Source organism: Variovorax sp. M-6 (assembly GCF_052114385.1).
Taxonomy (GTDB): Bacteria; Pseudomonadota; Gammaproteobacteria; order Burkholderiales; family Burkholderiaceae_C; genus Variovorax.
Genome location: NZ_JBFREQ010000013.1, coordinates 48,630 through 60,444 on the forward strand (window position 1 = coordinate 48,630; position 11,815 = coordinate 60,444).

Here is an 11,815-nt window from a genome sequence, read left to right on the forward strand (position 1 = left end):
GCGCGCGTCAGGTGCGCGCAGCGGGCCCGACGCGCACGGCGGCGAGCGTTGGGTCGCCCAGCGCTTCATTGAGCGCGACGGCCTTGCGCGTCAGGAGGCGCACCGTCGCCGGATCGACCGTCATGCCTTCGCGCAGGTCCAGCGTGGCCATCTCGAACTTCCCCCCGGGCTTGAGCCGGGGCTCGATGCCGCAGAGGCGCTGCCCGCGCCAGAACCCGAACAGCACGCGGCCCTCCTCGGCGCGAATGAGCAGCACGGGACCGTTCGACATGTAGACGAGGTGGCGCCATTTGACGATCTCCTCCAGGGGCGATGCGGCGCGAACCGCCGCACGCAGCCCGTCGACCAGCTCTCGGCGCCAGCCATGGAGCGCCGTCACATAGGCGTCCGGGCTGGCAGCGGGGCTGGTCTTCGGCATCATCTGGCGTTCCTCTCCGGCTCCCGGTGACGCGCGGCAGCCTCCGGGTGGCTACTTCGACTTCGAAGCCGACGCCTCCATCCGCTTGCGAATGTCGGCCATGGTCATCTCCAGGACCGTCGCCGGATTGAAACTCGGCGGGAACGAACGCGGCGGGAACTCCTTGAAGGTCTCGGCGAACTTGAACACCTCCTCCATCAGGCCGTACACCTGGCCGATGTGATTCAACTGCCAATCCCAGAAGGTGTTGGAGGTGATGTCGGCGCGCTCGAAGGGATCCTGGAACAGGTTGAATATCTTCTGCAGCCGGAGCTCCGTGAACGGCTCCGCCCACACCTGCATCGTGCCCGCCACGCGCTGCTCGGCACAGACGTACTTGTAGTCACCCTGCCTGATCGCCACCAGCAGGCCATCGTCGTCGGTGTAGAAGAACAGATCGCGCGCGCTCTTCACGCTGCTCTTCTTGCCCGCGGTGCCGCTCACCTTGCGCAGGAAGTCGGACTGGTCGTACCCGTCGAGGTGAACCTTGTAGCTCTTGCCGTTCGCCTTGTAGCCCTTCTTGAGCTTGCCGACGATGTCGGGCTCGCCGGCGATCGCGCAGAGCGTCGGGATCCAGTCGTTGTGGCTCATCAGCTCGTTGGTGACCGTGCCGGGCTTGATGGCCGCCGGCCAGCGAGCGAGACAGGGGACCCGGAAGGCCCCTTCCCAGTTGGTGTTCTTCTCCGAGCGGAAGTGCGTCATCGCCCCATCCGGCCACGAGTTCATGTGCGGTCCGTTGTCGGACGAATACACCACGATCGTGTTGTCCGCGATGCCCATCTCGTCCAACGCATCGAGCAGCGTGCCGATCGTGTCGTCGTGTTCCATCATGCCGTCGATGTACTCGCTGTCGCCATGCTCGTAGCGGCCGCGATGCGCGTCGCGCACGTGCGTGCGCAAATGCATGCGGGTGGAGTTGAACCAGACGAAGAACGGCTTGTCCGCGTCGTTCTGGCGCTTCATGAAGTCGATCGCCGCGGCCGAGGTTTCGTCGTCGATGGTCTCCATGCGCTTCTTGGTCAGGGGACCGGTGTCTTCGATGGTCTGCTTGCCGATCTTGCCGAAACGAGGGTCGACCGTCGGGTCGTCCTTGTCGCTTGCCTTGCACTTGAGAACGCCGCGCGGACCGTACTTGGCGAGGTAGGCCGGGTCTTTCGGGTAGTCGGGCAGCTCCGGCTCTTCTTCGGCATTCAGGTGATACAGGTTGCCCAGGAACTCGTCGAAGCCATTGACCGTCGGCAGGCTCTCGTTGCGGTCGCCGACGTGGTTCTTGCCGAACTGGCCCGTGGCGTAGCCCAGGTTCTGGAGCAAGCCGCCGATCGACGGATCGAGCTGGCTCATCCCCATCGGTGCGCCCGGGAAGCCGACCTTTGTGAGGCCGCTGCGCAGGCCATGCTGCCCGGTCAGGAAGGCCGCACGACCCGCGGTGCAACTCTGCTCGCCGTAGTAGTGCAGGAACCGAACGCCCTCTTTCGCGATGCGATCGATATGGGGCGTCTCGTAGCCCATGATGCCGTCGCTGTAGGCGCTGATGTTCGTCACCCCGATGTCGTCACCCCAGAGGACGAGGATGTTGGGTTTGCCGCCTGCGCCTTGTCCTGACTTTGTCGCCATCGAATGCTCCTGAAGTGGATGTCGATCCCGAAGAGGGAGATGCTGTCGTTGGGTCACGGACGTCGCCGATGACCCGGAAGCGCCTTTCAAGGCCTTCCGCCAGGCAGACTAACCGGATCGCGGCGATCTTTGTATTGCACCTTGGTGCAACGGCGCGGCGCGGGGCTCACCGCGCGGCCAGCAGCCTCACGGTATGCCGCGCGATCATCGACTCCTCGTCGGTCGGTATCACCCAGGCCGAGCAGCGACCGGCGGCGCGGCTGATGCACGGGCCGCCGCCGTCGTTGGCGGCGTCGTCGATCTGCATGCCGAGCCATCCCAGCCCGGCGACGACGAGGCGGCGAATATCGGCGCCGTGCTCGCCGATCCCCGCCGTGAACACCACCGCATCCAGGCCACCCATGGCGGCCGCCAACGACCCGATCTCGCGCACGATGCGGTAGACGAAGAGCTCGATCGCCAGCCGGGCGCGCGGCGCATCGCTGGCGCGCAGCACGCGCATGTCGCTCGAGACGCCCGAGACGCCGAGCAGGCCCGACTCCTTGTAGAGCAACTGCTCGACGGCCCGCGCATCCATGCCGCGCTCGTTCATCAGGTAGAGCAGCACCCCGGGGTCGATCGCCCCGCAGCGCGTTCCCATCGGCAGCCCGTCGAGCGCCGTGAAACCCATCGTGCTGGCCACGCTGCGGCCGCCCTGCATCGCGCAGGCGCTGGCGCCGTTGCCCAGGTGCAGCGCGACCACCCTGGCCGACGCCAGTTCCGGCGCCACCTCCGGCAGTCGCGACGCGATGTACTCGTAGGACAGGCCATGGAAGCCATAGCGGCGCACGCCGCTCGTGTACAGCGCGAAGGGCAGCGCGAACATCTGCGCGATCTCCGGGTTGCTGCGGTGGAACGCGGTGTCGAAGCAGGCCACTTGCGGCACGCCGGGCAGCGCGTCGAAGGCCAGCCGGATCGGCGACAGGTTGTTGGGCTGGTGCAGCGGCGCCAGCGGCGACAACGCGTCGAGTTGCCGCAGGACCTCCGGCGTGACCAGCACCGGCTGTGCGAAGGAGGCGCCTCCGTGCACCACGCGATGGCCGATGCCGCGCAGCACGATGCCCGGCACCAGTTCGCGCACGAAGTCGATCACATGGTGCAGCGCCGCATCGTGTCCGAGCGCCGAACCGGCGTCCCAGGCCCGATGGCCGATCACCTGGCCCGCGGGGTCGCTGGCGGTGAATTCGGGCGCCGTGTCGAGCCCGTCGACCAGGCCGCGCAGGACCGGGCTCAGGGCCTCGCCGCGCATTTCGTACAACGAGAACTTCAGGCTCGACGAGCCTGCGTTGGCGACCGCGACCATGTCGCCGCCGGCCGTTGCATCAGACATTGTTCGCATCCTCCAGGAAAGCACGACACTTATAACCCCGAGCCTGTTCGCTGGAGTATCCATGGAGCCTTCGTCCGCCACCGCGCATCCCCACTACGACCGCCTGATCGCCGCCGCGCGCGCCCTGCCGCCGCTGCGCGTGGCGGTGGTGCACCCGACCAATGAAGTGGCGCTGCAGGCGGCACTCGAATCGGCCCGGCTGGGCCTGACCGCGCCGCTGCTGGTCGGGCCGCGCGCGAAGATCGAGGCCGCCGCGCGCGCGCTCGGGGCCGGGCTCGAGGGCACGCGGATCGTCGATGCGCCGCACAGCCACGCCGCCGCCGAGATGGCGGTCGCGCTGGCGCTCCAGGGCGAGGTCGACGCGCTGATGAAAGGCAGCCTGCACACCGACGAGCTGATGGCCGCCGTGGTGCGCCGCGAAGGGGGTCTGCGCACGTCGCGACGCATCAGCCACTGCTTCGTGATGGACGTGCCGGGCCACGCGCAGCCGCTGATCATCTCCGACGCGGCGATCAACATCGCGCCGACGCTGGAGGAGAAGGTCGACATCGTGCAGAACGCGATCGACCTCGCGCATGCGCTGCAGATGCCGGCAGTGCGGGTGGCCCTGCTGTGCGCGATGGAGACCGTGAATCCCAGGGTGCCGTCGACCCTCGATGCCGCGGCGCTGTGCAAGATGGCCGACCGTGGCCAGATCACCGGCGCGCAACTCGACGGCCCGCTGGCGATGGACAACGCGATCGACCCCGAGGCGGCGCGGATCAAGGGCATCGTCTCGCCGGTGGCCGGCCTCGCCAACGTCCTGATCGTGCCCGATCTCGACGCCGGCAACATGCTGGCCAAGAGCCTCAGCTTTCTGGCCGGCGCCTACGCCGCCGGCATCGTCCTCGGCGCGAAGGTACCGGTGATCCTGACCAGCCGGGCGGACTCCGAGGCGGCGCGGCTCGCCTCATGCGCGGTCGCCTCGATGCTGGTGAAAGCAGCGCGCGAAGGCTCGATCAGGGCGGTCGGCTGAGGCCTGGCCGACACGCATTGCGCCGCCATGCGCCCTACCGGAGTCTCGTGACCGTCACGTTCACCGCGCCGTGGTTGTTGAGGTAGGCGAACCAGGCGTCGTTGGCGAACAGGAACAGTTCAGGCTCGGCCTCGCCGCTCTGGCCTTCGTAGGTCCATACGGCGTGCTTGCCGATGGGGAACAGATGGGCATCGGTGCGACCCACCGCCCCGATCAGCTGGAACCAGCGACCTGCCTTGCAGCGCAGCGCCCAGCGCGCCATCGACTGGGCAAAGCTGGGCTCGATCCTGCCGTCCGCGCTCGATGCCAGGTGCCAGTCGACCCATCGGCTGTCGTCCGCCGCGATCTCGTAGGTTGCGCCGGGCGTGAGCAGGACGCCGGTCGGGTTGTAGTGGCTGACGCTGGCGATCGAAAGCGGCCCGGACGAGTCGCCGATCGCGAGATGCATGGTCATGGTTGTTCCCCTTCGCAGGTCAGCCCCCCGACCGCAAACGCCGCTCGAAGCCTGTCGTCCGTCTCGGGGACGCCAGCGGCGCTGTCTGACGGGGCAGTTTACTCTTGAGGGCCCCTCTTGTGCGAAGGCCGGCCGCGGTCCTGGCCTAGGCCTGGATCAGGCCCGGAATCGGCACGTCGGGATTCACGTCGGCCTCGTAGTCCACGCCCTCGACCCCGAATCCGAAGAGACGCAGGAACTCCGCCTTGTAGCCGGCGAAATCGGACAGCGCGTGGACGTTGTCGCTGCCGACCTGGCGCCACAGCTGCTGCACCTGGCCCTGGACTTCCGGCGCCAGTTCCTTGTAGTCCGCGCGCAGGCGGCCTTCCGGGTCCATGCGCGGCGAGGCGCCATAGAGGCTGTCGCCGAAGAGACCGTGGACCTGTTCGATGCAGCCCTCGTGCGTCCCCTGCGCCTTCATGACCTTGAACAGCAGCGACAGGTACAGCGGCATCATGGGGATGGCGGCGCTCGCCTGGGTGACGACCGCCTTGAGCACCGAGACGCGGGCATCGCCGCCCGTCGCCGCCAACCGCTCGCGAATGCCGAGGACCGTCCGGTCCAGATCCTTCTTGGCGGCACCGATGGAGCCGTTCCAGTAGATGTCGTGGGTGATCTGCTCGCCCAGGTAGGTGAAGGCGGTGGTCTTCGCGCCGTCGGCGAGCACGCCGGCCGCCTGCAGGGCGTCGATCCACATCTGCCAGTCCTCGCCGCCCATCACGGCCACGGTGCTGTCGATCTCGGCCTGCGTCGCCGGCGGCAGGACCGTCTCCTTGACGACCCCGCTGTCGGTGTCGAGGCCGCGCAACGCAACTGCCTGGCCGATGGGCTTGAGTGTCGAGCTGAAGACCTCGCCGGTCTTCGGATGCGTGCGCCTCGGCGCCGCGAGGCTGTAGACGACCAGGTCGACCTGGCCCAGGTCGGCTCGTATCGCGTCGATCGTCTTCTGCTTGATGGCGTCGGAGAAGCCGTCGCCGTTGATGCTCTTCGCGTGGAGGCCTTCGGCGGCGGCGAAGCGATGGAAGGCCGCGCTGTTGTACCACCCGGGCGTCGCGGGCTTGGTGTCGCTGCCCGGACGCTCGAAGAAGACGCCGAGCGTGTCGGCGCCGCAACCGAATGCCGCGGTGATGCGGGCGGCGAGGCCGTAGCCGGTCGACGCGCCGATCACCAAGACTCTCTTGGGGCCCCCTGCGATGCGGCCCCGGGCCCTGACATACTCGATCTGCCTGCCGACATTGGCCTCGCAGCCCGCAGGATGGGTCGTGACGCAGATGAAGCCGCGCACGCGCGGTTGGATGATCATGAGAACTTCGCTGGGTGGAATGTCGGGATGGCACCGCGGAGGCGCGCGAACGGCGAGCATTCTAGGTGTCGCAAGACGGGGCTGCCTTCGGGGTCTTGTCGTTGCTGTGACTGACCAGCGTAGGCGCGTGGTTGAATGTGATGACGCAACTCCTTGGAGCGAGCCGTGGCGACAACAGATCCCGACAACATGCTCTTCTTCATCCCGGACATCAGCGGTTTCACGAAGTTCGTGACCGAGACCGAGGTGAGCCATAGCCAGCACATCATCCAGGAGTTGCTGGAGTTGATCGTGGACGCCAACCAGCTCGGGCTGGAGGTTTCCGAGTTCGAAGGCGATGCGGTGCTGTTCGTTCGTCCCGGCGCCCCGCCGTCGCTGGACGAGCTTCTGGCGCAGGCACGGAAGATGTTCGTGGACTTCCATTCACACATCAAGCGGATCGAGATCCTGCGCACCTGCACTTGCGGCGCGTGTTCCAGCGTCCATTGCCTGTCGCTCAAGTTCGTCGCGCATTTCGGGCCGGCCAGGACCATGCAGGTCAAGGGACATTCGAAATTCATCGGCAAGAGCATCATCGTCGCGCACCGGCTGTTGAAGAATCAGGTGCACGAGTCCGAGTACCTGCTGGTGAGCGAGGAGACGCTGAACCAGCTGGCCGACGGCACCGCGGCGGCCGCGTCGTTCGAGTGCGGCAACTGCAGCTACGACGAGATCGGGGAGGTGGCGTATCGGCACCATTCGATGGCGCCGTACCTGGCCGAGGCGAAGGCGACGGTCACCGGATCCCCCGCATGAAAAGCGCTTCGCCAAGCCGCCGACAACCGTGAACCCCTACAAGAAACGCAGGCAGCAAATCGTCTGACAGCCGGAACGCGCTCGTTGGTCGACACTATGGTCATCATGCAGGGCCACTTCTGCCTCCACCCCAAGGCCGCGGCGGCCATTGTGCTGCTCTGCGGGCTGCTCGCGGGCTGTGCCAGCGACCCCTCGCGCGTGCAGCCCGGCACCGGCCGCGACCAGGTGCTGCAGCAACTGGGCGCGCCAACGGCCGTCTATCGCACCCCGACCGGCGATCGGCTGCAGTATTCACGCGGCCCCGCCGGCTTCCAGGTCAGCAACGTGGACCTCGACGCCTCGGGTCGCGTGCGATCGGTGAGGCAGGAACTCGACGAAGGCCTGTTCGGCAGCACGATCCGCCCCGGCGAGTGGCGCGTGGAGGACATCTACTTCACCTACGGGCCGCCGTTCGAACAGACGCGCGTGACGTCGTTCGACGGCACCGTATGGTCCTGGCGCTACCTCCACATCAACAACCGGCGGCTGCTCTACATCTACGTCGACCCCACCGGACGGGTCGACCACTACAACGTCGGCGACGACTTGATGCGCGACCGCTGGCGTTGGTAGGCTGCAGCCGAGGCGTCTTCCGTGCCGCTCAGGTCGAAGGATTCGCGGGCGCCCGGGAAGGGGAAGCCGACCAGACCCCGCGCGCCGCCGTCTCGCGCACGTAGTGCGCGAAGTCCCTCGCCGGCCGCTTCAGCGCACGCTGCACGCCGTCGGCGGTCGACGCATTGCGCCCATCCAGCACCTCGGTGAAGAGATAGCGGATGAGATCGACGAAGCCCGGCGGCAACGGCTCGTGCTGCAGCGCGGCGGCATAGTCGTCCATGGGCACTTCGACGAAGTCGATCCGGCGCCCGCTGGCGCGGCCGATCTCGGCGATGGCTTCGGCGAAGGTCCAGAGCCGGGGGCCCGTCACTTCATAGAGCTGGCCCGCGTGGCCGTCCTCGGACAGCGCCGCGACCGCCACCTCGGCGATGTCGGCGGCGTCCACGAAGGGCTCGCCGACCGCGCCCACGGGCAGCGCGACGACGCCGGAGCGGATCGGGTCGAGCAGGTAGCCCTCGCTGAAGTTCTGGCAGAACCAGCTGGCCCGGATCAGGGTCCAGTCGACGCCCGCGCGGCGCACGATGTCTTCGCAGCGCTGCGCCTCGGGCTCGCCCCTGCCGGACAGCAGGACGAGGTGCGTGACGCCGCTTCGCACCGCCAGGTCCGTGAAAGCCTGGATCGCGGCCGGCGCGCCCGGCACTGCAAGGTCGGGGTGGTACGCGATGTAGACGGCATCCACGCCTTCCAGTGCCGCGGCCCACGTCCGGGCATCGTCCCAATCGAAACCGGGCACGGCGGCGCGCGAACCGATGCGAACGCCGAAGCCCCGGGCCTCGAGTCCTTGCACCACGCGGCGGCCCGTCTTGCCCGTGCCGCCGAGAACCAGTTTCAAGGCTTCTTTCATGATCGTCTCCTGAGGGTGGGTGGAACAAGCTCCGATGTTTGCCGCGGACGCGGCCCCCAGCCGTTGCAGGGCGTCGCTCGTTCATGCCCGATCGTCCAGACCGATGGACGCGCCGCCGCCGGCGCGGGGATACTGCGGCCATGCTCGATGCCATGACACCCGCCGATCCGCTGGGCGAAGCGCTGCACTTCCTGCGCATGAGCGGCACCTTCTACTGCCGCTCGGAGTTCACGGCGCCGTGGACGCTCGAGCTGCCGGCAATGGACAGCTGCCTGATGCTCCATGTCGTGACCTCGGGCCAGTGCCGGCTGGAGACCGCCGGCGCCGAGCCCTGCGTTCTCCGCACCGGCGATCTCGCGCTGGTGCCGCACGGCGAAGGCCACCGGCTGAGCTGCGGCGCGGGCGCCCTGCCCGGCCAACTGTTCGACCTGCCGCGCGAACTCGTCAAGGACCGCTACGAAGTCCTGCGGCATGGCGGCGGCGGCGCGGCCACCTCGATGATCTGCGCCGCGGTGCGCTTCGACCACGCCGCCGCGCACCGCCTGCTGGAAGCACTGCCGCGCGTGATCCGCGTCGATGCCTGGAATTCGCCCGAACAGGACTGGCTGCAGAGCACGCTGCGCCTGATCGTGGCCGAGGCCCAGGAACTGCGCGCCGGCGGCGAGACGATCATCACGCGGCTGGCCGACATTCTCGTGATCCAGGCGATCCGCTCCTGGCTGGCGAGCGACCCCGCGGCGCAGACCGGCTGGCTCGGCGCGCTGCGCGACCGGCAGATCGGTCGCGCCATCGCGCTCATCCATCGCGACCCGGCGTGCCACTGGACCGTGGCATCGCTGGCACGCCAGGTCGGCATGTCGCGGTCGGCCTTTGCGGCGCGCTTCACGCACCGGGTCGGCGAGCCCGCCATGCAATACGTGGCGCGCTGGAAGATGCACGCGGCCGAAGCATGGCTCAAGGATGAAGAGACGCCGCTCGCCGAACTCGCGAGCCGCGTCGGCTACGAGTCCGAGGCCGCGTTCAGCCGCGCCTTCAAGCGCTTCACCGGCGTCTCGCCGGGGTCCGTGCGACGCACCGCGTTGCGCGAAGTTCGGATCCAATCGACCCCATGACCTCCCCTCTCTCTCCCAACACCGAACCCGAGTCCACGGAACCCGCCGATCCTCGCCTGTGGCTCGAGGAGGTCGAAGGCGCTGACGCCCTGGCCTGGGTCCGCGAGCGCAATGCCCGGACCCTGCGCACCCTGGCGGCCACCGACGAATTCGCCAGCGCGCGGGACGCGGTGCGGGCGGTGCTCGACTCCGACGCGAAGATCGCCGAGGTCTCCAAGCTGGGCGACTTCTACTACAACTTCTGGAAGGACGCCGACCACCCGCTGGGCCTGTGGCGGCGCACCACGCTGGCCGAGTACCGGAGCGCGAATCCGGCCTGGGAGACGGTGATCGACCTCGACGCCCTCGCTGCGGCGGAAGGCGTCCACTGGGTCTGGCATGGGGCGGCCGTGCTGCGGCCGGCTTTCCGAAAGGCGCTCGTGAGCCTCTCGCGCGGCGGATCCGATGCCGACGTGACGCGGGAGTTCGACCTGGTGGCCAAGGCCTTCGTGGCGCCCGAACACGGCGGCTTCTTCCGCCCGGAGTCCAAGGGCGGCCTGGGCTGGATCGACGACGACACCGTGTATGCGTTCACCAACCTCGGCGACGGTGCGTCGACCACTTCGGGCTATCCACGGGTCGCCCGACGCTGGACGCGCGGCACGCCCCAGGAATCGGCCCGGACGGTGTACGAGGGCCTGGCCGGCGACATGTACATCTCGGCCTTCCGGATGCACACCCCGGGCTTCGAGCGGGACTTCGTGGCCCGGTCGCTCGCTTTCTACAGTTCCGAGCTGTTCCTCGTGGCCGGGGGCGACCGGCTGCTGAAGGTCGAAGTGCCGCTGTCGGCGGAACCGAGCATCCGGCGGGAGTGGTTGCTCGTCGAACTGCGCGACGCCTGGACCACGGGCGGCCGCAGCTACGCAGCCGGCTCCTTGCTGGCGACGCACTTCGACCGCTTCATGCAGGGCGAGCGTGACTTCGCCGTTCTCTTCGAACCGGGCCCGACGCGCTCGCTGGCGGCAACGACCTGGACCCGCAATCACCTGGTCGTCAACGTGCTCGACCACGTGAAGAGCCGCCTGCACGTCCTGACGCCGCCGGCCGCCGGCACCGGGCCCTGGGAGCGCAGCGAGTTCGTCGGCGCCCCGCCCATCGGCAGCGTGCACGCGCGAGCGGTCGATGCGGACGAATCCGACGAGGTCTGGCTCACTGCCACCGACTACCTCACGCCGTCGACCCTCTCGCTGGCGACCGTGGGCCAGGCGCCCGAACTGCTCAAGTCCATGCCCGCCTTCTTCGATGCCCGGGGGCTGGCGGTCGAGCAGCACTTCGCCACCTCGGACGACGGCACCCGTGTCCCGTACTTCACGGTGGGCCCGGCGGATCTGGCGCGCGACGGCACGGCGCCGACGCTGCTGTACGGCTACGGCGGCTTCGAGATCTCCCTGACCCCGGGCTACTCCGGCGCGCTCGGGCGGGCCTGGCTCGCGCAGGGCGGCGTGTACGCGGTGGCGAACATCCGCGGCGGCGGCGAATACGGGCCGCGCTGGCACCAGGCCGCGCTCCGGGAGAACCGCCACCGCGCCTACGAGGACTTCGCCGCGGTCGCGCAAGACCTGGTGGCCCGGCGGATCACCTCGCCCAGCCACCTGGGAGCGCAGGGCGGCTCCAACGGCGGGCTGCTCGCGGGCATGATGCTGACCCGCTATCCGGAGCGCTTCGGCGCGGTGGTCATCGAGGTGCCGCTGCTGGACATGCGGCGCTACACCCGCCTGCTGGCCGGTGCCTCCTGGATGGCCGAGTACGGCGACCCCGACGACCCCGCGCAGTGGGCCTTCATCCGGACTTTCTCCCCCTACCACCTGTTCGACGCGCGCCGCGACTGTCCGCCGGTGCTGTTCACCACCTCGACCCGGGACGACCGGGTGCACCCGGCGCATGCCCGAAAGATGGCGGCGGCGATGATCGAAGCGGGCAAGGACGTCACCTACTACGAGAACATCGAGGGCGGCCACGGCGGCGCCGCGAACAACGAGCAAGCCGCCACGATGCAGGCCCTGGCCTACCGATTCCTGTGGGAGCGGCTCAACCCCCGCGACCACTGGACGCTTCGCCGCTAGACTCCATGCCGTGTGCGCGACTCGCGCATCCACCCCCTGATCGCAGGAGGCACATGC

11 protein-coding genes are annotated in these 11,815 nt (G+C 68.6%); 5 read left to right on the forward strand and 6 right to left on the reverse strand.

Annotated features, from left to right (window positions below):
- Nucleotides 1-7: 7 nt before the first annotated feature.
- From AB4Z46_RS16415 to AB4Z46_RS16425, 3 genes are all read right to left on the reverse strand, one after another.
- Complete coding sequence (locus AB4Z46_RS16415; protein ID WP_442284577.1) at nt 8-421, reverse strand: DUF1801 domain-containing protein; 414 nt, start codon at nt 419-421, stop codon at nt 8-10.
- Between the two features lie 48 nt (nt 422-469).
- On the reverse strand, nt 470-2,071 hold the full coding sequence (locus AB4Z46_RS16420; protein ID WP_442284578.1) for an arylsulfatase: 1,602 nt from the start codon (nt 2,069-2,071) through the stop codon (nt 470-472).
- Between the two features lie 166 nt (nt 2,072-2,237).
- The gene (locus AB4Z46_RS16425; protein WP_442284579.1) at nt 2,238-3,440 is read right to left on the reverse strand and encodes an acetate/propionate family kinase; all 1,203 of its coding nucleotides are present in this window, start codon (nt 3,438-3,440) and stop codon (nt 2,238-2,240) included.
- Nucleotides 3,441-3,501: 61 nt separating this feature from the next.
- On the opposite strand from AB4Z46_RS16425, the gene AB4Z46_RS16430 reads away from it, so the two are divergent.
- Nucleotides 3,502-4,455, forward strand: a complete 954-nt coding sequence (locus AB4Z46_RS16430; protein ID WP_442284580.1) for a phosphate acetyltransferase — start codon at nt 3,502-3,504, stop codon at nt 4,453-4,455.
- 34 nt (nt 4,456-4,489) lie between these two features.
- Here the strand turns inward: AB4Z46_RS16430 and AB4Z46_RS16435 are convergent, their stop codons facing one another.
- Nucleotides 4,490-4,909 (reverse strand): hypothetical protein, encoded by a 420-nt coding sequence (locus AB4Z46_RS16435; RefSeq protein ID WP_442284581.1) that lies wholly within the window; start codon nt 4,907-4,909, stop codon nt 4,490-4,492.
- A 145-nt stretch (nt 4,910-5,054) separates the two neighbouring features.
- Nucleotides 5,055-6,251 (reverse strand): enoyl-ACP reductase FabV, encoded by a 1,197-nt coding sequence (fabV, locus tag AB4Z46_RS16440; protein ID WP_442284582.1) that lies wholly within the window; start codon nt 6,249-6,251, stop codon nt 5,055-5,057.
- Between the two features lie 165 nt (nt 6,252-6,416).
- Between fabV and AB4Z46_RS16445 the strand changes: the two genes are divergently transcribed.
- Nucleotides 6,417-7,046: a DUF2652 domain-containing protein gene (locus AB4Z46_RS16445; RefSeq protein WP_442284583.1), complete on the forward strand. Its 630-nt coding sequence runs from the start codon at nt 6,417-6,419 to the stop codon at nt 7,044-7,046.
- A gap of 84 nt (nt 7,047-7,130) precedes the next feature.
- On the forward strand, nt 7,131-7,658 hold the full coding sequence (locus tag AB4Z46_RS16450) for a hypothetical protein (RefSeq protein WP_442284584.1): 528 nt from the start codon (nt 7,131-7,133) through the stop codon (nt 7,656-7,658).
- Between the two features lie 28 nt (nt 7,659-7,686).
- Here the strand turns inward: AB4Z46_RS16450 and AB4Z46_RS16455 are convergent, their stop codons facing one another.
- Nucleotides 7,687-8,544, reverse strand: a complete 858-nt coding sequence (locus tag AB4Z46_RS16455) for an NAD(P)H-binding protein (RefSeq protein ID WP_442284585.1) — start codon at nt 8,542-8,544, stop codon at nt 7,687-7,689.
- A 140-nt stretch (nt 8,545-8,684) separates the two neighbouring features.
- Between AB4Z46_RS16455 and AB4Z46_RS16460 the strand changes: the two genes are divergently transcribed.
- Together AB4Z46_RS16460 and AB4Z46_RS16465 are read left to right on the forward strand one after the other, a co-directional pair.
- Complete coding sequence (locus AB4Z46_RS16460) at nt 8,685-9,656, forward strand: AraC family transcriptional regulator (protein WP_442284586.1); 972 nt, start codon at nt 8,685-8,687, stop codon at nt 9,654-9,656.
- Nucleotides 9,653-11,758 carry a prolyl oligopeptidase family serine peptidase gene (locus AB4Z46_RS16465; protein WP_442284587.1) on the forward strand — a complete coding sequence of 702 codons (2,106 nt, stop codon included), beginning with the start codon at nt 9,653-9,655 and terminating at the stop codon, nt 11,756-11,758. Before AB4Z46_RS16460 ends, AB4Z46_RS16465 begins: the two co-directional genes overlap by 4 nt.
- Nucleotides 11,759-11,815 lie beyond the last annotated feature (57 nt).